We start from the raw sequence: 18,939 nt of genomic DNA on the forward strand, positions 1-18,939 counted from the left end.
CTCTTACAATACCCGCCCAGCCTCAGTCAGCGCGTCCCCGAGCCTCGACCATCCATAGCGCAACCAGCTTCTCGTTCTGGACCACGTGAAGGACGTCATGCAGGTTGATGGTGGGGTCGCAGTGCGGAACAGTGCACTCGACAACCGTGCCGATCGGCAACGCAGATTGTCCTTCCGACGCAAGGACGCGGCCGAATTCGTCGCCGCACCATTCGATCCGTCCGACCAATTCTCCGTTCAGGAAGACGCGCGGCGGCGGCCCGTCGAGCGCGAAGCTCTTGCTGCCGCCATCGGTAATGGCGAAGCCGAGGGAACTGTGACCAATTATCGTCACGGCGATCCGCAGCGCCGGCTTGAACTCCGGGCCGCCTCGGCCATGCATGTCGACGCTGCCATAGGCTTCATCCATGAAGACATAGGAGCCGGCCTGAATCTCGGTCAGCAAATGATCCTCGCCGTCGAGGAGATGGCTGCCGGTGCCGCCGCCCGAGACGATCTCCGGTGCCATCCCAGCCTCGCGCAGCGCCTCGATCATCGACGCCAGCAACCTGCCCATCTCTTGATTGGCGGCGCGACGCGCGATGAAGTCGTCGATATGCTGGACACGGCCTTGATAGGCCTGGACACCGCGATAGCGCAGCCCGTGCAGCCCAGAAACGAGCCTCGCCAGTTCGACAGCCTCAACCGGCGTCGCGACGCCGCTGCGCTTCAGCCCGACATCGAGATCGACCAGCACATCGAAGGCGGTGCCGTGCCGCTGTGCTGCCTCCGCATAGGCGGTGGCGAGATCGGCTCGGTCGACGACGACGCCGATACGCCCGCCCGCGGCGGCTGCGCGCGCCAACGCCTCGATCTTCGCAGGGCTGGCGATCGGGGCGCTGAGCAGGAGATCACGCACGCCGCCCTCGAACAGCGCAAGCAACTCGCCTGGCTTGGCGCAGCAATTGCCGAGCGCACCTGCTGCCATCTGTCTGCGCGTGATCTCGGCGCATTTGTGCGATTTCGCGTGCGGTCTCAGGCTCAATCCGGCCTTCCGGCAGGTCTGGGCCATCAACGCAATATTGTGCTCGAACAGATCGAGATCGAGTACGGCGGCCGGCGTCTCCAGCCGCGCCCGGCTGCCCTCCTCGCCGACGAAATTCTTGTTGAGCGCAGCCGCGCCGAACAAGGTCCTGCTCATGTCCTCGTCTCCACAAGCGCAGCGCGGCGGTGAACCGTGGCGTCGTGATCGATGCTCACGCCGTCGGCGGCAAAGACCACGCCGTAATCGCGCACAGCGCCCTCGGACGTGACCTTCCCCTCGCGCAGGTCGTCCTCAACGCGGATGGGATCGCGGCGCAACGCATCGCCAGAACCGCCGCCACCAGCGCCGATCAGGCGGAAGACATCGCCGGCTCGCGCCGTGAAGCTCTCCATCGGCATGGTGGGCAGGCCCTGCTCCGTGCCATCCGCGCGGATCAGGACATGGGCCGAGGGCGCGCCAGGGTGGCCCCCCTCGAAACCGAAGGGCGGATGGTCGCGCCGGTCGCCACGCAGCACGAAGCGGACCGGTGCGAGGAAGCGGAACTCGCGGATGAAGGAGAGCCCGCCGCGGAACTCGCCGGGCCCACCCGTATCCGGCACGAGACCATAGCGCAGTACCTCGACCGGCATGTCGGCCTCGATCATCTCGACCGGCTGGTTGGAGAGATTGGCGGCGGGGTTGGAGATGCCCTCGATGCCGTCCTTGCCGGCGCGTGCGCCCCAGGTGCCGACCACCATCTCGTTGAGCACGAAGGGCCGGCCCTCATGCGTGCCGCCGGCGGCGAGCAGATAGGGCCCGCCCTCCGAGCCGCCGATGGCGCGCTCCGGCACGATTTGCGCCAGTGCCTGCATGATCGCATCGAAGACGCGATAGCCGACGACGCCGCGCGCCCCGCAGGCAGCCGGATAGCGCGGATTGACAAGGCAGCCCTCCGGCGCCCTGACCGTGATCGGCCTGAGATAGCCCTCGCAATTCGGGATGTCCTGCTGCGACAGGCAGCGTATGGCGCAGAAGGAAGCTGATTCCGGCAGCGAGATCGGGCAGTTGATCGAAGCCGCGACCTGGTCGGCCGTTCCGGCGAAATCGATGTCGATCGTGTCGTCGGCAACCGTGACGGTCGCGACGATCGGCAGCGGCTCAGGATGCTCGCCGACGCCGTCGATGTAATCGGTCGCGCGGTAGACGCCGTTCGGCAGGGCGCGGATGACCTCGCGCATCATCGCCTCGGCATGGTCGTGCAGCGCGTCGATATAGGTATCGAGAATCCCGGCCCCATACCGGGCGACGAGCGTCTTCAACCCTTCCTCGGCTACATTGCAGGCGGCGATCTGGGCGCGGATGTCGCCGAGCACCTCGACCGGCGAGCGCGTGTTCGCCTCGAGGATGCGGAACACCGCTTCGACCGGTTCGCCTGCGTCGTAGAGCCTGAGCAGCGGGATGCGCAAACCTTCCTGCTGGATCTCCGTTGCGTAGATCGCGACGCTGCCGGGCACGATGCCGCCGAGATCGGTGTGATGCGCCACCGTCGCGGCAAAGCCCGAAAGCCGGCCGCCGACGAAGATCGGCTTCAGGATGTAGATATCCGGCAGATGCTGGCCACCCGAACCATAGGGATCGTTGGCGATCAGGATGTCGCCCGGTTTCAGGCCGTCGCCATAGCGCTCGCGGACGAAGCCCATGATCCGCGGGAAGGAGCAGAGCTGGATCGGCAAGGTCAGGCCCTGCGCGATCACCCGGCCCTGTGCATCGCAGAGCGCGGTGGAATAATCCATGATGTCGCGCACGACGGGCGAGTAGGCAGAGCGCATCACGATCAGCGCCATCTCGTCGGCGGTCGAGGCCAGTGCGTTGCGGATGACTTCGAGGGTGATCGGGTCGATCTCGCGCATGCTCATGCAGCCTCCAGAGCGATGTCGATATTGCCGGCCTCGTCGAGCCTGGCGCTCTGGCCGGGTCCGACCACGCAGGTGCAGTCGTATTCCTCGATGACGAAGGGTCCGCGCCGCGCCGTGCCGTCGAGATCGGCCCGGCCGATCACGGCGATGGCCGCAGCCGGCGTGCCTGCAGCGAAGGAGACCGGCCGGTCGGTCCGGCGCATCGGCGCTTCCCCGGCGAATTGCTGGGGCGGGGCGACCAGCGGCAGACGCACCGTCAGGCGGGCATTGACGAGATGGACCGCGTCCTTCTGCGAGCGATGGCCGTAGGTGCGCTCGTGCTCGCGGTGGAACAGCTCGCTGAGCTCGGCGATGTCGAAGCGTCTCGCCGGAACGGTCAGTTCATAGGCCTGGCCGACATAGCGCAGGTCGGCGGCATAGCGGAACTCTGCCTGCGCGAGATCATAGCCTTCGAGCGCCAAGATACGGCGGGCATCGGCGCCGAGCGCGGCGAAGAGCTGCTCCAGCCCGGCATCGTCCAGTTCGCCCGCCCGCCGTCGCGAGGGCCGCACGAACTCCTGCTCGACATCGGAGCGCAGCAGGCCGAGCGCGCTGAAGACACCGGCGGCGCGCGGGACGATGACGCGGCGGATACCGAGCGCGCGCGCGACCTCGGCCGCGACCACCGGGCCATTGCCACCGAAGGCGACCAAAGTCGCCTGGCGCGGATCACGACCCCGATAGGTCGAGACCGCCTTGACCGCGCGGGTCATGGTGGTGACCGCCAGCGTCAGCACGCCACGGGCCGTCTGCTGGAGGTCGAGGCCGAGCGGGCGCGCGACCTGGTCGTCGAGCGCTGCACGGCCCGCATCGGCCTGGAGCGGGAAGCTGCCACCGGCAAGCGCGACGTCGTTGATGTAGCCCAGCGTGAGGAAAGCGTCGGTCAGCGTCGCCTGTCGGCCGCCCAGCCCATAGCAGACCGGTCCCGGATAGGCGCCGGCGCTCTGCGGACCGACCGAGACCTGGTTCATCCGGTCGATCGCGACGATGCTGCCGCCACCGGCGCCGATCTCGGAGACGTCGATGAAGGGCATCTTGATAGGGTAGCCGCCGCCCTTGACCAGCTTGCTCGACAGGTTGATGCCGGCGCCGACCTCGTATTCGGTGGTGCGGGCCGGCTCGCCATGCTCGATCAGCGCCGCCTTGGCGGTGGTGCCGCCCATGTCGAAGGAGATGATGCTGGGCTCGTCGCTCCCGGAAACCAGCCGCGCACAGGCGATGACGCCGGCTGCCGGGCCGGATTCGACCAGCGAGGCCGCGCGCTTCACCGCCGAGCCCAGCCGCATGATGCCGCCGCCGGAATGCATCATCTCGACCTGGCAGGTGACGCCGATGGAGGCGAGCCGCGCCGTCAGCGCGCTGGCGTAATTGCGCACGACCGGGCCGATATAGGCGTTCACCACCACGGTCGAGGTCCGCTCGTATTCGCGGATCTCCGGCAGGATCTCCGAGCCGCGGCAGATATAGACGCCCTCGCCGAGCTCGGCGCGCAGGATGCCCTCGGCCTCGATCTCGTGTTGCGGGTTGGCATAGGCGTGGAGGAAGCTGATCGCGACGGCCTCGACGCCTTCCTCGCGGAAGCGCTGCGCCGCTGCGACGACATCCTCCCGCGAGAGCGGCACGCGCACCGCGCCATCGGGACCGAGACGCTCGCTGACCTCGAGACGCAGGCGTCGCGCCGCCAGCGGCTTCGGCTTGTCGTATTGCAGGTCGTAGAGCACCGGGATGCGCAGGCGGCGCATCTCGAGCACGTCGCGGAAGCCGGCCGTGGTGAGGAGCCCGGTGCGAGCGCCCTTGTATTCGAGGATGGCGTTGGTCGCGACCGTGGTGGCATGAACGATGCTGGTGATGCGGTCTGGCGTGGTCTGGTAATCCTCGACCAGCGCCTTCAACGCCTGAGCGATGCCGCGGCTGTAATCATCCGGGGTCGAGGGCACCTTGCGGGTCTCGATCAGCCCGTCGTCGCGCGCGACGACGACATCGGTGAAGGTGCCGCCGATGTCGATACCGATCCGGTAGCTATGCTGCGCCATGGATGTCTTCCCGGGTTTTTGGGGTCGCCACATCGGCACGCACGGGCAACGGCGTACGTCGGCCGGCGAGGCCTTTGGGCACGGCGGCGATCAAGGCTTGGGTGTAGGGGTGCTGCGGCCGGTCGAGCACGTCGAGGCAAGGGCCCTGCTCGACGATCGCGCCCTTTCGCATCACGACGATACGGCTGCACAGCGTGCGCACCAGCGCGAGATCATGGCTGATGAAGAGCAGCGTCAGCCCGAGTTCGCGGGTCAGGCGAGAGAGAAGATTGATGACCTGCGCCTGCAAGGAGACGTCGAGCGCCGAGACCGGCTCGTCGGCGATCAGAACCTCCGGCTTCATCGCCAGCGCCCGCGCCAGGCCGATGCGCTGGCGCTGCCCGCCGGAGAGTTCATGCGGCAGGCGCGGCCCGATCTCGCGGCCGAGTCCGACCAGCGTCAGCAGGTCGACGATCTCGCTCTCTCGTTGCGGCTTGGGCACGCCGCGCAATGCCAGCGTCTCGCCGAGGCAGCGGGCAACGCTCTTGCGCGGGTTCAGCGCGCTGCTCGAATCCTGGAAGACCATCTGGACACGCCGGCGCCATGGCCCGGCATGGTCGCGCATCAACTCCGTTATCGACTGACCGTCGAGCAGGACCTCGCCCGAAGTCGGCTGCGCCAGCCCGACTGCGAGGCCCGCCAAGGTCGATTTGCCCGAGCCGCTTTCGCCGACGATGCCGACGACATCGCCGCGCATGACATCGAGGCTGACATCGTGGAGCGCGACGAGCCGATTGTCGCGCCTGCGCAGACGATCGAGCAGCCCGCCCTGCGAGAAGGATTTCGAGACGCCGCGCAACGAGAGGACCGGGCCGGTCATCGCGGCCTCCAGCAGGCAGTGCGGTGCCCGGCCTCAGTGACCAGCGCCGGCATCTGGCTGGCGCAGGGCTCGATGGCATCGGGGCAGCGCGGCGAGAACGGGCAGCCGGCCGGCAGGCGTCCGAGCCGCGGCGGCGCGCCTTCGATCGCCGTCAACGGGCCGACCGGGCCGGACAGGCTCGGCACACAGGCCTTGAGCAGACTGGTATAGGGATGGCGCGGCGCGCGCTCGATCGCCTCGACCGGCCCATCCTCCACGACCTTGCCGCCATACATCACCACGACGCGGTCGACGATCTCGGCGACGAGCTGGAGGTTGTGCGAGATGAAGACGACGGCGAGGCCGAGCTCGCGGCGCAGCTCCGCGATCAGGTCGACGATCTGCGCCTGGACGGTGACGTCGAGCGCGGTGGTCGGCTCGTCGGCGATCAGCAGCCGCGGCCGGCAGGCGATCGCCATGGCGATCAGCGCACGCTGGCGCATGCCGCCGGAGAACTCGTGCGGATAGGAGGCGAGGCGCCTGCCCGCATCGCGGATGCCGACACGCTCGAGCGACTCCGCCGCGATGCGCCGCGCCTCCCCTGTCGAGACGCCGCGATGCGCCCGCACCACGTCGGTGATCTGCCGGCCGATGGTGAGCGCCGGGTTGAGCGAGCTCTGCGGATCCTGAAAGACCATGGCGATGTCGCGCCCGCGCAGAGCCCGCATGCGCTTCTCGTCAGCGGCGAGCAGGTCCTCGCCATCGAAGACCACCCGCCCGCCGGTGACGCGCGCAGGCGCGCCGAGCAGGCGCATCACCGCCAACATGCTGAGGCTCTTGCCCGAGCCGGATTCGCCGACGATGCCGACGGCTTCACCGGGCGCGACGCAAAAGTCGACGCCGCGCACGGCCTCGACCACACCGCCATCCGCGGAGCGGAAGCCGACGCGCAGGCCCTCGACGCTGAGCAGGGCCGGGCTCATGCGACCAGCGTCCTGGCTTCGCTGCGCGGGTCGAACAGGTCGCGTACCGCATCGCCCAGCAAGTTGAAGCCGATCACGGTCAGCGAGATGGCAAGCCCCGGAAACACGGGCAGCCACCACTCGCCAGAGTAGATCGCGCTGCGGGCATCCGAGAGCATGGTGCCCCAGCTCGGCTGTGGCGGCTGCACGCCGAGGCCGACGAAGCTGATCGAGGCCTCGATGACGATGCCGATCGCGACCAGCAGCGTGCCTTGCACGATGATCGGCGAGAGGCAGTTCGGCAGCACGTCGCCAATGACGATCTGCCAGTGCGACGCCCCCTGCAGGAAGCGTGCGCGGACATAGTCGGCCCCGGCGATGCGCTTGGCCACCGCGTAGGTGACGCGCGCGAAGACCGGAGAGAACAGGCAGCCCACGAGCGCGACGATCTTGACCTCGTTCGGCAGGAGCAACGGGCCGAGCGGCATCGGCCCGACGCCGAGGATGCCGACGATGGCGATCGCCCAGACCAGCAGCGGGATTGAGGCGACGCCGTCGACGATGCGCATCACGATCTGCTCGCCGAGGCCGCCCTTGTAGGCGGCGAAAACCCCGGCGGAGACGCCGATCAGTCCGCCGATCAGCACGGCACCGATCCCGACAAAGAGAGAGGCGCGTGCGCCGAACAGGATGCGGCTGAGGATATCGCGCCCGCCTTGGTCGGTGCCGAGCCAGTGCCTCATGTCGGGCGCGGCCAGCCTGTCCTCGATATTGAGCGCGAGCGGGTCGTAAGGCGCGATCAGCGGCGCGAAAATCGCGGCGAGCACGATCAGCCCGACGATCCCGGCGCCGAGCCAACCACTCCAGTCGAGGCCATGCAGGGCTTTGCGCAGGCTGCTCATGCCGTCGCCCTCTGGCGCGGATCGAGCACGCGGTTGATCAGGTCGGCACCGAGATTGGCGAAGACGAAGATCGCGGTGAACAGGAAGACGATGCCCTGCAGCAGCAGAAAGTCGCGTTGCGAAATGGCGTTCAAGAGCGCACGCGACAGGCCGGGGATGTTGAAGACCTGCTCGATGATCAGCGCCCAGCCGAACATGTAGCCGAAGGACAGCGCCGCGAGGTTGACCACCGGCGGCAGCGCGTTGACCAGCGCGTAGAACACGACCTGCCCGGAGGAGAGGCCCATGGCCCGGGCGGTGCGGACATAATCGCCGCGCAAGGTCTCCTGCAGGCTCGCCTGCGTCATCCGCGCCAGCACGGCAATGTAGTAGACCGCAAGCGAGAGCGAGGGCATCAGGATACTCTGCAGATGCAGCGACAGGCCGGCCGAAAGCGGGACATAGCCGCCCGGCGGCAGCAGGCGCAGATCGACCGCGAGGAAGCGGATCAGCACGATGCCGAGCCAGAAGGCCGGGATCGAGAGGCCGAGCACCGAGGCGAAGCGGCTCACCCGGTCGAAGGCTCCGCCCGGCTTGAGCGCGGCGAGCACGCCGATGCCGATGCCGAAGACGAGCGCGATCAGGAAGGCGAAGAGCACGATCGCCAGCGTCACCGGCAGCGCATCGGCGATCTCGTTCGCGACATCGCGGCCGGTGACGAAGGACTTGCCGAAATCCCCATGCGCGACATCCCCGAGCCAGGCGACATACTGCGCCAGGAAGGGGCGGTCGAGGCCGTGTGCCTGCTCGAACTGCACGATCTGCTCGGCGGTCGCATCGGCCCCGAGCACAATCCGGGCCGGGGAGCCCGGACCGGAGCGCGTCAGCGCGAACAGCGCGAGGCCGACGAAGAGCAGCGTGCCGATCGAGGAGACGATGCGGCCTGCGACGAGGCGGAGCATGAGCGATCAGGCCCTCAGAGCTTCACTTCGCCGACGCTCATCGTCAGCGCCTGGTTCACCTTGAAGTTCTGCACGCCCTGGCGCCAGAGATTGGAGGCATGCACGAAGCCGAGCACGCCGATCGGCGCATCGCGGGCCAGGATCATCTGCATCTTGCCGTAAATGTCCTTGAGCTTGGCCTGATCGCTTTCGGCGAAGGCAGCCGACATCAATGCGTTGAGCTCGGCATTGTCGTAGCCGGTGCTTTTCGACAGGAACTGCCCGGGCATCACGGTATTGGCGATCGTATAGGTCGGCTCGCCCGGCGACATGTAGACCTGCATCGCCATCTGATGCTCGCCCCGGGCGATCTGCTGGATCAGCACCGAGAACTCGTAGACCTTGAGGTTGAGCTTGATGCCGATCTTGGCGAGCTGCGCCTGCAGGAAGATCGCCGCGTCCTTGGTGTCGAGCAGATAGGGCTCTGCCTGGATGCTGATGTCGATCTCGGCGCCGTTGGGATATTTCGACTTGGCCAGGAACTGCTTCGCTCTCTCCAGGTCGAAAGCGATTTCCTTGTCGGCCTCGGGATTGTACCACCAGCCCCGCGGTGGCGCGAGCCCGCCGGTCGGGTCGAGCAGGCCGTAATAGACCTTGTCGGCTATGGTCTTGCGATCCGTGGCGCAGGCCAGCGCCTTGCGGAAATTCACATCGTCGAACGGCGCCTTGAGATTGTTGGTGAACATCAGCAGCGAGCCGCCCAGCGTCGGCCGCGAGGCGCCAGCCACGTTCGGCATGGTCTTCAGGCGATTGAACTCGCGCGGCGGCGGGGCGCTGATGATGTCGACCTGCCCGGTCAGCAGATAGGCGACGCGCGTCGCATCCTCGGGGATCATCTTGACGACGAGCCGGTCCCAGGCCGGCAGGCCCTTGCGCCAGTAGTTCGGATTCTTCCTGAAGCTGATATAGTCGTTCGGCTTCCACTCCTCGAAGACACCGAACCCGGTCCCAATGCCGGCGGGCCTCTGCTTGAAGTACTCGTCGCCATGCTCCTTGCGAGAGCCGGCGGGGAAGATGCCCATGTACTTGGTGAGGAAATAGACCCACTGCCCGTAGGGCTCGGCGAGTTCGATCTGGACCTTAAGCGGATCGAGCACGCTCACCTTCGCGATCTTGGCGAAGATCGGCCGGCGGAGCGCTTTGTTGGCGGGATCGAGGAGATAGTCGAAGGAGTATTTCACGTCCTCCGCCGTCATCTTCTTGCCGTTGTGGAAGGTGACGTCGTCGCGCAGCTCGAAAGTATACGTCTTCTGGTCGGCCGATACGGTCGGCAGGGCCTTGGCGAGCTGCGGCTTCAGCACGCCGTCGACATCGTATTCGACTAGGTTCTCGAACACGGTCTGGCCGAGCACCATGGCATCGTGATTGAGCTGATTTATCGGATCGATGGTGATTGGATTGCTCGGCAGGACGATGGTCAGCGTCTTGCCGTTATTGGGCTGGGCGTGAAGCAGGCTCGCGGGCAAGAGGCTGCCCAAGGCTCCGCCTGCTGCAGTTGCGAGAAAAGCACGGCGATTTGTCGGCACGGTCAGCATCGAACTTCCCCTGTTTTATTGGCAATGCCTTGGCGGCGCCGGAAGCCGGCGCCGCGCCGAACGAGAGAAAACTAGATCGCTGCGCCGACGATTAAAAATAGGAAGTGCTTGCTGCTTGATTGTCTTTCGCTATCGTCTTGAACGATGCGCTATACCTTCGGCCAAGCGGAAGCGTTCTATTGGGTGGCCCGGCTCGGCGGTTTCCGCGCCGCGGCCCAGCACCTCAACCTGTCGCAGCCGACGGTCAGCCTGCGCATCAAGGAGCTGGAGCGCATCCTCGGCGGAGAGCTCTTCGACCGCTCGCTCTACCGGCCGGCCCCGACGACGCTCGGCAATGCGATCTATGCCGATATCGAGCGCATGCTTGCCCATGCCGAGCAGGTGCAGCGTCACAGCAAGGACGGCCTGCACGGCAGGAGTCTCCTGCGGATCGGCGCCGCCGATTCCTTCGCAGCCGCGATCCTGCCCGATCTGCTTGCCCAGTTGGCGCGCCGCCATGCCGAATTGCAGGTCGACGTCACCGTCGACTTCAGCACCAAGCTTGAACAGCTCCTGCTCGACCGCTCGATCGACATCGCCTTCCTCTCGCAGCCGCGCGCGCATGAGGGGGTCACCATCGTCCCGCTCTGGCTGATCGATCTGGTCTGGGTAATCGGCGAGGGCCTTCCCTTCAGCGGCAATATCGCGACGCCCGAGAACCTGGTCGACTTGCCGATCTTTACCAACAGCTCGCCATCGGGCCTGTTCACGACCATCCAAATGTGGTTCGGCGCGCAGGGGCTGAAGCCGCGTCGGCTGAATACGTGCAATCCGCTGACGGTGATAGCTCGCCTCGCGAGCGCCGGCACCGGCGCGGCGATGATCCCGCGCGAGATGATCCATCTCTCGGGAGAGAAACTGGCATTACGCGTGCTGGAAGCGCGCCCGGCGATCCCATCGCACAATCTATGTGCGATGTGGTGGAACAACGAATCTGCCGATGAATGCAGTTACCTCGTTAACCTCGCTGCCGATATCGCGAAGATCGGACGGTAACGAGTCTCGGTATATAAGTGTCCGCTTCCTGGCAAAGCTTGAATGTCAGCTTGTGGCGCGCCCCTACCCTTGTCGACGTGTGGCCAAACGCTCGGCCTCATCGAGGGTATGATGGGTCCCGAGATTGTAAAACGATGCCAACCAGCGATGCGTAGCCTCGACGAGAAGAGGGTTGTCGCCCAACTCGCCGAACAACGACCGCTCAGAAAGAAGCGGCCGAGGATCGCAGCCCCCCTCGATCGCTCTCTCGCGCAGAATCTCAGCAATGGGATGCGAAACCTGCATAGGCTTCCCCTGCTCATCCGTTCCGCGAACGCGACGCAGCCAAGCCGCGAGAGCCAGTGCGAGGAACGTCACATCGCCGCCGGACTGTAGTCTGTCGCGGATCGGATCGACGAGGTAGTTCAAGGGCGCGTCGGTATTGACGCGCTGCACGGTGTCCCGAATGGCCGGATTGGCGAAGCGTTCGATGAGCCGCGCCTTGTAGGCCGCCAGATCGACGCCCGGAATGTCCGGCAATGTCGGTCCTGTTTCGCGCTCCATCAAGGCCATCATGACCGCGCGGATTCGCGAATCGGCGAGGGATTCATCGATCGTGACGTATCCAGCGAGCTGACCCAGGCCGGAAACAGCGAGGTGGCTGGCGTTGAGCAATCGCAGCTTCATGAACTCGTACGGCGCGACGTCCGGCACAAACTGGGCTCCGACCTGCTCCCAGGCTGGGCGACCTGCTGGAAAGCGGTCCTCGATCACCCACTGGCTGAAGGTTTCGGATATGACGGGCCAGCGATCCGCGAGACCGTGCCGGGTGGCAAGCTCATCGATATCCGCCTGCGCCGTGACAGGCGTGATGCGATCGACCATCGTCGAGGGAAAGGCGACCTCGCGTTCGATCCACGCCGCAAGTGCATCGTCTCTCAAGCCGGCCAATGCCAGGACGGCCCTGCGGAGAACCTTCCCGTTGTGCTGGATGTTGTCGCAGGTCAGCAGCGTCGGAGGGGCCGTTCCGGCATGCTTCCGCCGACGAAGCGTCTCGACGATCAGGCCGATCGCGCTGCGGGGATTGCCGGGACTTTGGAGGTCGGCGCGAATCAGCGCGTGATCGGGATCGAGCTGCTTCGTCGCCGGATTCAGGCAATAGCCGTTTTCCGTGACCGTGAGGCTGATGATCCTGATCGCCGGGTCGTCGAGCTTCGCCAGCAGTGCTTCACTTGACTGCGTGGCATCGACAAGGCCGACAAGCGAAGCGATGACCCGAGCGCGCTCCTGAGCCCCCTCCCGCTCGACGAGGGTGTAGAGCGCGTCCTGCGGAGCCAGGCTTTCTCCCATGCGCCGATCATTGGGCACCAGCAGGCAGCCGAGGATTCCCCAGTCGAGCGCTTGGGGATCCTCCTCCATCAATTCCTGCGTGTATCGCGCCATATGAGCGCGATGAAAGCCGCCCAGACCGATATGAGCGATGCCTGCCTTGACCTGCGCCGGGTCGAATCGAGGACGTTCCACGGAGGGTGGTAAGACCGGCAGGTTACGACGGTTCAGCGCGATGGGGGGCATGGCAGTCTCATTCTCGCGAACGGGTGGCCTCTAGCGGACGACGCCTGCGCGGACGGCATCTGCGTTGGCCGGATTTGGCAGCATTTCGGCCAGCCGCGGAGGGTCGGCTCCGCGGCGAGAGCAGGTTATCGCGGCGGCGGTCACGGCGAAGGCCAGGACCTCTGACACATGCGCGTCGTCCAGCGCGGCCACGCCTTCGCGTGACAGGAGGCCGTACTGATCCAGCCGCGCGAGCAGGGCAGCGTGGAAGCTGTCGCCCGCACCCACCGTATCCACGGCCTCGACCGGCCGACCGGTTTCGACGATGGGGTCCCGCCCCGGGCGCCAGGCAACCGCACCTTTTGCACCATGGGTGATGACGCAAAGCGCGGCGCCGGCGGCAAACCAGTTGGCCGTCACCTCGCGATGGGACATGCCGGGAAACGCGATGCCGAGATCCTCGTCGCTTGCCTTGATGATGCCGGCATCGGGGAGGAACTCGGCGAACTGTCGGCGCCAGCGCGCAAGGTCAGGGATCACCGTCGGTCGCAGGTTGGGGTCGATGGAGATCAGCCGTTTGCCCGCCTCGCGCCGGGCGAGCGCAAGATGCGCGCTCGCGACGGGCTCGACCGCCAGCGTGAAGGAGCCCATAACGATGGCGCGCGTATCCTTGTCGAGCTCCTTCGGCAGGTCGGCGACGTCGATGCTGCGATCCGCCTTGCCTTCACCATGGAACGCGTAGGCGGGTTGCCCGTCCGTGTCCTTCCCGACGACGCTGATGGTGGTCAAGCGCGCGCTTTCGACGGCGTGCGCGACGCCGACCCCCTCAGCGACGAGGCGTGAACGGATGGCGGCGCCGAATATGTCGGAGGACAACCCGCCGAAGAAGGATGTCGTCACGCCGAGCCTGGCAAGGCCGATGGCCACATTGTAGGGCGAGCCGCCGAGGACCGGCTGCGCTCGCATGGTTCCGTCGTCGATGCTCACGAACAGGTCGATGATCGCTTCGCCGCACACCAGAATGCTCATGAAGCGGCGCCTTCCGCTCGGGCGTTCGCGGCAGCGTCGATCATGGCAGCGAATCCAGCACGAACTGGGCCGTCTTCGCATCGGTCACGAGCGTGGTCGCGGCCTTGGCGCGAACGCAGGCCAGGACCGCGTCGGCGCGCGCATATCCGCCGACGGCCACGCGGTCTGGAACGATGATGAAATCTTCGTAGGAGATCGTCAGACAGCGCTCGGACAGGGAGCGGCAGATGCGTCGCCCGTCCGCGTCAAAGATGTGTCCCAGAATCTCGGCCGTCGCGCCGGCTTCGGCCGCTTCGGCGCGCACGGTCTCGTCGAGACTCTCGAAGACCCCCGAGCCGTCCGGTTTCCAGGCCCCGACTGAGAACAGCACGCGTGTCAGCTTCTCGAACTGCGCGATACTGTCGGCGATACCGATCTGCTCGCGCAGGGATGCGACCAGAGCCGCGTCGGCGAGCAGCAGCGGGGCATAGATCGGAAAGGTCTGGCCGCGGAAGCGCATGGCCATCGCACGGATCATCTCGGCCGGGTTATGTTCGAAATAGGTGGCACGGCTGACACCCGACAGCTGGACGATCGAGCGGCCGGGCAGTTCGCCGATCCGATCGAGGATGCGGCTGGTCGTCCGCCCCGCGACAAGGCCCACGACGTCCTCCGATGCTCCCGCCTCGACGAGGTAGGAAGCGGCGGCGGCGGCGAGTATCGCAAGCTCGGACGCCGGATCGGTGGCGGGAAGCACGATCGCGCGCCGCAAGCCCGCCTTGTGCATCAGCGCCGACGACAGGGTAAAGTCCACGTCGGCCGGCGGGCGGATATCGATGCGGACGAGCCCGGCGCTGCGCGCCTGTTCCAACAGGCGGGATACGGCGAAGCGGCTGATCCCCAGGCGCTTGGCGATCGCCACCTTCGGCTCCTCGTCGATGTAGAAGCTGCGGGCGACTTCCAGAAGCTGGATAGTGCGGGCCGCGGATCGAGCCCCCCGCGCCCGCGGGACGCTCTCGTCTCCGATCGGCTTCTCGCTCATGACCGTCCCCGTTCCAGCATCGCGTGGCTCCCAGCTACGTCCATCGACCCTCGTTACACGATCATGTTGCGAGGCAGGAGCCACGCGATTGCGGATACCGTCTCTTCAGCCAGCTAAATTGACCGGCCTGCTCATATGTGCATACATGCGCTCAAATGGGCAAACAAGCCTTAACGCGGGAGAGAAACATGGCTTTGTCACGTCGCGAGATTCTTCTGTCCGGTGTCGTGTTCGGCATGACCGGTGTGGCGTTCGGGAGCGCTCAAGCGGCCGAATTCGCGGCCTGGGAAGCCGGGCTGAAGGGCAAGCCTGCTCGCGAGATCCGCATCCTCGCGATCTCGCATCCCGCCTCGGACGCCATGAAGGCGCTGACGCCGGAATTCGAGGCTGCGACCGGGATCAAGGTAACGTGGGAGGTCGTCGGCAGCGGCGAGATCATGTCCAAGCAGCTGCTGGCCCAGACCGCGCGCGACACCTCCTATGACGTCTATATGGTGCGCGGCACGGCGCTCGCCGAATACAAGGCCAAGCGGATGCTGGCGGATCTAGGCGACCTGCTCAAGGACAAGGACGCGACACCGGACGACTACGATTTCGAAGATATCCATGTCGCCTACCGGCAGGGCATCGGTACGGCGAAGGGCAAGACGCTCGGCATTCCCGTCGCCGGCGAGACGTTCTTCCTGTCCTATCGCAAGGACCTGTTCGAGAAATACGGCCGCAAGGCGCCCGACACGATGGACGAGCTGCTGGAAACGGCCCGCTTCTTCCAGAACAAGGAGCCGGGGCTCTATGGCATCTCGATGCGCGCCGAGACGGGGCGGACCCTCGCGTTGAGCTGGGAGCTGTTCACGCCGGCCTTCGGGGCGAACGTCATCGATCAGAAGACCTGGGACGTCGCCGTCGACAGTCCCGAGACGCAGCAGTCGCTGGAATACCTTCTCGCCCTGCTCTCGAATGCACCGCCGGATATCGAAACCTATAGCTGGGACGCAGCCGTCTCCGCTTTCGCCTCCGGCAAGACTGCCATGTGGTTTGATGCCACCTCGTTGCAGCCCTGGCTCACCGACACGACGAAATCGAAGATCGTCGGCAAGGTCGGCTATGTCGCGCCGCCTTCCGGACCGAAGGGTCGCTTCGGACCGGTCGGCGGCTGGAGCCTGGGCCTTCCCGCGAACAGCCGCAACAAGGAGGCAGGCTGGGCCTTCATCGCCTGGATGACGTCGAAGCAAAAGGCGAAGGAGGTCGTTGCGAAGGGCGGCGTCCCCTCGCGTCTTTCGACCCTGACCAGCCCGGAATTCACGGCGCAGGACCCGGTGCTTGCCAAGGCGATCAAGGACAGCCTCGACGCCGCCGGCAACCTTCTCTCGATCGGGCGAAACTGGGTTCCACAGACAGCCGAGGCCAACAAGATCCAGCAGACCGCCGGCTTCTATGCGGGACAGGCGCTGCTGAAGAAGATGTCGCCGAAGGAGGCCCTGGCCGCTGCGAAGCCGGAACTGGAGCAGATCTCCGCCCGCATCAAGAAAAGCATCTGATCGTCGCAGGATGACGATGTATCGGCTCACGACATGATGAAGCGCCTGACGCCCTGGCTATGGGTGGGGCCTTCGGCTCTGCCCTTGCTGCTGCTGAGCGCCGTGCCGATCGCGCTGCTCGGCTATATCAGCCTGACCTCCTTTGAGATCGGCTACACCTGGTCGGATCGGGAGTTCGTCGGGCTCGACAACTACCGGCGCCTGCTGTCCGGCCGGGAGGTCGAGTTCTGGCCCGCCGTCAGGCTCAGCCTGATCGTCACCGTGGTCAGCGTCGTGGCCAAGACCTTGCTGGGGCTGGGCGTGGCGACGCTGCTCAGCAAGAAACTACGTTTCTCATACGTCGCGACGACGCTGATCATCCTGCCCATGGCGGTCAACCCAGCCATCGCCGGGCTGATGTGGAAGCTGATGCTCAGCTACGATTTCGGCATCGTGAATGCCGCGGCCGAAGGCGCGTTCGGTGTGAAGATCGTCTGGCTCGGCCAGAGCTATGCCCTGTTCTCGGTTCTGCTCGTCCTGGTCTGGATGCATTTCCCGCTCTCGGCGCTGATGATCCTCGCCGGCTTCCGCAACATCGCGCCCGAACCGCTCGAAGCCGCACGCCTCGATGGCTGCAGCGACCGGCAGGTGTTCTGGCTGATCGTCGTCCCGCAACTGCGTCCCGTGATCCTCAGCAGCAGCATCTTCCAGGCGATCCTGGCTTTCCAGGCTTTCGGGCCGATCTTCACGCTGACGGATGGCGGCCCAGGCAACGCCACGACGATCCTGCCGCTCTACGTCTACAAGACGGCGTTCACGCTGGGTTCGGTCGGGCTTGCTGCAGCGGCCGCAGTCATCCTGGTCCTGATCATCACCGCCCTGTCCGGGCTGATGGTCGCGACGGGGCGCAAGGGGCAGCCGACATGATGCAGGCTCGCCCGCGCGACTATCTCTGGCTCAGCCTCGCCTGCGCCTTCGCCGCCTTCCCCGTCTTCTACATGGTGGTGACCTCGCTCAAAACGCGGGCGCTGCTCTACGAGCCGGCGCGCTTCGTCTTCAGCCCTACCCTCGACAACTACCGGGCTGCGATCGTCAGCCACGGTCTCTACAAGTACATCGCTGACAGCCTGATCGTGTCGCTATCGAATGTGGTGCTCTGCCTGACATTGGGGACGGTCGCGGCCTACGCGATCCACAAGTTCAGCTTTCCGCGCAAGGAAGCCGTGGTCTTCGGCATCCTGTCCTCGCGCATCTTTCCCTCGATCGCGCTGGTCCTGCCCTTCTATGTGCTCGGCCTGACCTTCGAGATGCTGGATACCTACGCGATCCTGATCCTGACCTTCATGGTCTTCAACCTGCCCTTCGTCGTGCTGATGATGCGCAGCTATCTCGCTGCGCTCGCGCCGGAGGTCGAGGAGGCCGCGTTGCTCGACGGTTGCAGCCGGTTCGGGGTGCTGATGAGGATCGTGCTGCCGCAGGTCCGGACGGGATTGTTCGCCACGGGGATCATGTGCTTCCTCGCCGCCTGGAACGAGTTCACCTACGCGCTCTTCTTGAGCTCCTCCAAGGTCAACATGGTTTCGACGGCGGTCGTCTTCTTCAAGACCGAGCGCGGGATCCTGTGGGGCGAGGTTTCCGCGCTCGGCGTGGTCGCCGTCCTGCCCGTCGTCATCCTCTGTTTCGTCGCCCAGAAATATCTCGTCAAAGGCATGTCGTGACCATTCATCAACCACCCGGCAGCACCAGTCACCGCGCATTCGCGGAGCAGCTGTTTCGCGAATACGAAGACATCACCTTGCCGCTCCACGGGCGTCTGAGCGCGCAGGACAAGCGCGACGGATCGGCGGTGACCGAGGCCGACCAGGCCGCCTCGGCCCATGTGCTGCGGAGGCTCGTCGCACACACGCCGGATATCGGCGTGATCTCCGAGGAAGAGGCGGAATCCTATCTGCCGGCCGCCCAACGCCAATGGGCGATCGACCCGCTCGACGGCACGGCGTCCTTCGCCCGCGGCTTGCCGGTCTGGGGACTGGGCATGGGATTGATCGACGGCGCGATACCGGTGAGCGGATATCTGCACTTCCCGGTGACGCGCCAGACCTTCATCTACGAGGATGGCCTGGCGCTGCTCAACGGCGCACCCATGCCCGCCCGGCCGGAAAGCCTCGCGGCGGACACGCTCAACATCATGATCACCGCGATCCACGATGTCATCGATGTTCGCCGGATCGAGGGCTACCGCCTGCACAATCTCGGTTCGAACCTTTACCACCTGATGATGCTGGCTGCGGGGCGCTGCGACACCATCATCACCGGGCCCTGCTATCTCTGGGACCTGGCGCCCGCGCTACCGTTCACCCGCGCGCTCGGGCACGTCGAGCGCTACCTCGATGGGTCCCCGCTCGCCTTGGCGGATCTTCTGAAACCGGACTACGGGTTTCCGGTCAGGCAGCCGATGCTGATCGGCCCGCCTGAGATCGTCGAGGCGCTTATCTCCAGATTGACCTGACCTGCTGGAAGCAGCGCTTGTGACGCCGCTCTCAGACCACGGCGCCCGAACAGTTTCCGGTACCAAAGGAAGGCAGGGCCACTCGCG

General features: G+C 65.9%; 16 protein-coding genes. 5 read left to right on the plus strand and 11 right to left on the minus strand.

Annotated features, from left to right (window positions below; all coding sequences use genetic code 11):
- Nucleotides 1-22 precede the first annotated feature (22 nt).
- The 8 genes from BLQ70_RS13095 to BLQ70_RS13130 are packed head-to-tail and all read right to left on the minus strand — an operon-like array spanning nucleotide 23 to nucleotide 10,151.
- Nucleotides 23-1,180: a DSD1 family PLP-dependent enzyme gene (locus BLQ70_RS13095; protein ID WP_091857334.1), complete on the minus strand. Its 1,158-nt coding sequence runs from the start codon at nucleotides 1,178-1,180 to the stop codon at nucleotides 23-25.
- Nucleotides 1,177-2,919 carry a hydantoinase B/oxoprolinase family protein gene (locus BLQ70_RS13100; RefSeq protein ID WP_091857335.1) on the minus strand — a complete coding sequence of 581 codons (1,743 nt, stop codon included), beginning with the start codon at nucleotides 2,917-2,919 and terminating at the stop codon, nucleotides 1,177-1,179. Before BLQ70_RS13100 ends, BLQ70_RS13095 begins: the two co-directional genes overlap by 4 nt.
- Entirely contained in the window at nucleotides 2,916-4,991 is a 2,076-nt protein-coding gene (locus tag BLQ70_RS13105) for a hydantoinase/oxoprolinase family protein (RefSeq protein ID WP_091857336.1), read from the minus strand. Before BLQ70_RS13105 ends, BLQ70_RS13100 begins: the two co-directional genes overlap by 4 nt.
- Nucleotides 4,978-5,850 carry an ATP-binding cassette domain-containing protein gene (locus tag BLQ70_RS13110; RefSeq protein ID WP_091857337.1) on the minus strand — a complete coding sequence of 291 codons (873 nt, stop codon included), beginning with the start codon at nucleotides 5,848-5,850 and terminating at the stop codon, nucleotides 4,978-4,980. Before BLQ70_RS13110 ends, BLQ70_RS13105 begins: the two co-directional genes overlap by 14 nt.
- Nucleotides 5,847-6,812, minus strand: coding sequence for an ABC transporter ATP-binding protein (locus BLQ70_RS13115; RefSeq protein ID WP_091857338.1), 966 nt, complete (start codon nucleotides 6,810-6,812; stop codon nucleotides 5,847-5,849). Before BLQ70_RS13115 ends, BLQ70_RS13110 begins: the two co-directional genes overlap by 4 nt.
- The gene (locus BLQ70_RS13120; RefSeq protein WP_091857339.1) at nucleotides 6,809-7,693 is read right to left on the minus strand and encodes an ABC transporter permease; all 885 of its coding nucleotides are present in this window, start codon (nucleotides 7,691-7,693) and stop codon (nucleotides 6,809-6,811) included. The genes BLQ70_RS13115 and BLQ70_RS13120 overlap by 4 nt, the downstream gene beginning before the upstream one ends.
- A complete protein-coding gene (locus BLQ70_RS13125) occupies nucleotides 7,690-8,634 on the minus strand; it encodes an ABC transporter permease (protein ID WP_091857340.1) in 945 nt (314 codons plus the stop codon). Before BLQ70_RS13125 ends, BLQ70_RS13120 begins: the two co-directional genes overlap by 4 nt.
- A 14-nt stretch (nucleotides 8,635-8,648) precedes the next feature.
- Complete coding sequence (locus tag BLQ70_RS13130; RefSeq protein WP_170843402.1) at nucleotides 8,649-10,151, minus strand: ABC transporter substrate-binding protein; 1,503 nt, start codon at nucleotides 10,149-10,151, stop codon at nucleotides 8,649-8,651.
- Nucleotides 10,152-10,352: 201 nt separating this feature from the next.
- On the opposite strand from BLQ70_RS13130, the gene BLQ70_RS13135 reads away from it, so the two are divergent.
- Entirely contained in the window at nucleotides 10,353-11,243 is an 891-nt protein-coding gene (locus tag BLQ70_RS13135) for a LysR family transcriptional regulator (RefSeq protein WP_061970809.1), read from the plus strand.
- A gap of 63 nt (nucleotides 11,244-11,306) precedes the next feature.
- Here BLQ70_RS13135 and BLQ70_RS13140 read toward each other — a convergent pair whose 3' ends face one another.
- The 3 genes from BLQ70_RS13140 to BLQ70_RS13150 are packed head-to-tail and all read right to left on the minus strand — an operon-like array spanning nucleotide 11,307 to nucleotide 14,826.
- Nucleotides 11,307-12,797 carry a mannitol dehydrogenase family protein gene (locus BLQ70_RS13140; protein ID WP_091857342.1) on the minus strand — a complete coding sequence of 497 codons (1,491 nt, stop codon included), beginning with the start codon at nucleotides 12,795-12,797 and terminating at the stop codon, nucleotides 11,307-11,309.
- A gap of 30 nt (nucleotides 12,798-12,827) precedes the next feature.
- Nucleotides 12,828-13,805 carry a carbohydrate kinase family protein gene (locus tag BLQ70_RS13145; RefSeq protein ID WP_091857343.1) on the minus strand — a complete coding sequence of 326 codons (978 nt, stop codon included), beginning with the start codon at nucleotides 13,803-13,805 and terminating at the stop codon, nucleotides 12,828-12,830.
- A 40-nt stretch (nucleotides 13,806-13,845) separates the two neighbouring features.
- Nucleotides 13,846-14,826 (minus strand): sugar-binding domain-containing protein, encoded by a 981-nt coding sequence (locus BLQ70_RS13150; protein WP_091857344.1) that lies wholly within the window; start codon nucleotides 14,824-14,826, stop codon nucleotides 13,846-13,848.
- Between the two features lie 188 nt (nucleotides 14,827-15,014).
- Here BLQ70_RS13150 and BLQ70_RS13155 point away from each other — a divergent pair, with 188 nt between their 5' ends.
- The 4 genes from BLQ70_RS13155 to BLQ70_RS13170 are packed head-to-tail and all read left to right on the plus strand — an operon-like array spanning nucleotide 15,015 to nucleotide 18,852.
- Complete coding sequence (locus BLQ70_RS13155; RefSeq protein ID WP_170843403.1) at nucleotides 15,015-16,364, plus strand: ABC transporter substrate-binding protein; 1,350 nt, start codon at nucleotides 15,015-15,017, stop codon at nucleotides 16,362-16,364.
- Between the two features lie 33 nt (nucleotides 16,365-16,397).
- Nucleotides 16,398-17,270, plus strand: a complete 873-nt coding sequence (locus BLQ70_RS13160; RefSeq protein WP_091857346.1) for a carbohydrate ABC transporter permease — start codon at nucleotides 16,398-16,400, stop codon at nucleotides 17,268-17,270.
- The gene (locus tag BLQ70_RS13165) at nucleotides 17,267-18,061 is read left to right on the plus strand and encodes a carbohydrate ABC transporter permease (RefSeq protein ID WP_091857347.1); all 795 of its coding nucleotides are present in this window, start codon (nucleotides 17,267-17,269) and stop codon (nucleotides 18,059-18,061) included. Before BLQ70_RS13160 ends, BLQ70_RS13165 begins: the two co-directional genes overlap by 4 nt.
- The gene (locus tag BLQ70_RS13170) at nucleotides 18,058-18,852 is read left to right on the plus strand and encodes an inositol monophosphatase family protein (protein ID WP_170843404.1); all 795 of its coding nucleotides are present in this window, start codon (nucleotides 18,058-18,060) and stop codon (nucleotides 18,850-18,852) included. The genes BLQ70_RS13165 and BLQ70_RS13170 overlap by 4 nt, the downstream gene beginning before the upstream one ends.
- Nucleotides 18,853-18,939: the final 87 nt, after the last annotated feature.

This window comes from Allobosea robiniae (assembly GCF_900102525.1).
Lineage (GTDB): Bacteria > Pseudomonadota > Alphaproteobacteria > Rhizobiales > Beijerinckiaceae > Allobosea > Allobosea robiniae.

Excerpts from the sequence above, each read along its gene's own strand:
- BLQ70_RS13095 (WP_091857334.1), bottom strand. The coding sequence starts at position 1,180 with ATGAGCAGGACCTTGTTCGGCGCGGCTGCGCTCAACAAGAATTTCGTC.
- BLQ70_RS13100 (WP_091857335.1), bottom strand. The coding sequence starts at position 2,919 with ATGAGCATGCGCGAGATCGACCCGATCACCCTCGAAGTCATCCGCAAC.
- BLQ70_RS13105 (WP_091857336.1), bottom strand. The coding sequence starts at position 4,991 with ATGGCGCAGCATAGCTACCGGATCGGTATCGACATCGGCGGCACCTTC.
- BLQ70_RS13110 (WP_091857337.1), bottom strand. The coding sequence starts at position 5,850 with ATGACCGGCCCGGTCCTCTCGTTGCGCGGCGTCTCGAAATCCTTCTCG.
- BLQ70_RS13115 (WP_091857338.1), bottom strand. The coding sequence starts at position 6,812 with ATGAGCCCGGCCCTGCTCAGCGTCGAGGGCCTGCGCGTCGGCTTCCGC.
- BLQ70_RS13120 (WP_091857339.1), bottom strand. The coding sequence starts at position 7,693 with ATGAGCAGCCTGCGCAAAGCCCTGCATGGCCTCGACTGGAGTGGTTGG.
- BLQ70_RS13125 (WP_091857340.1), bottom strand. The coding sequence starts at position 8,634 with ATGCTCCGCCTCGTCGCAGGCCGCATCGTCTCCTCGATCGGCACGCTG.
- BLQ70_RS13135 (WP_061970809.1), top strand. The coding sequence starts at position 10,353 with ATGCGCTATACCTTCGGCCAAGCGGAAGCGTTCTATTGGGTGGCCCGG.
- BLQ70_RS13140 (WP_091857342.1), bottom strand. The coding sequence starts at position 12,797 with ATGCCCCCCATCGCGCTGAACCGTCGTAACCTGCCGGTCTTACCACCC.
- BLQ70_RS13145 (WP_091857343.1), bottom strand. The coding sequence starts at position 13,805 with ATGAGCATTCTGGTGTGCGGCGAAGCGATCATCGACCTGTTCGTGAGC.
- BLQ70_RS13150 (WP_091857344.1), bottom strand. The coding sequence starts at position 14,826 with ATGAGCGAGAAGCCGATCGGAGACGAGAGCGTCCCGCGGGCGCGGGGG.
- BLQ70_RS13155 (WP_170843403.1), top strand. The coding sequence starts at position 15,015 with ATGGCTTTGTCACGTCGCGAGATTCTTCTGTCCGGTGTCGTGTTCGGC.
- BLQ70_RS13160 (WP_091857346.1), top strand. The coding sequence starts at position 16,398 with ATGATGAAGCGCCTGACGCCCTGGCTATGGGTGGGGCCTTCGGCTCTG.
- BLQ70_RS13165 (WP_091857347.1), top strand. The coding sequence starts at position 17,267 with ATGATGCAGGCTCGCCCGCGCGACTATCTCTGGCTCAGCCTCGCCTGC.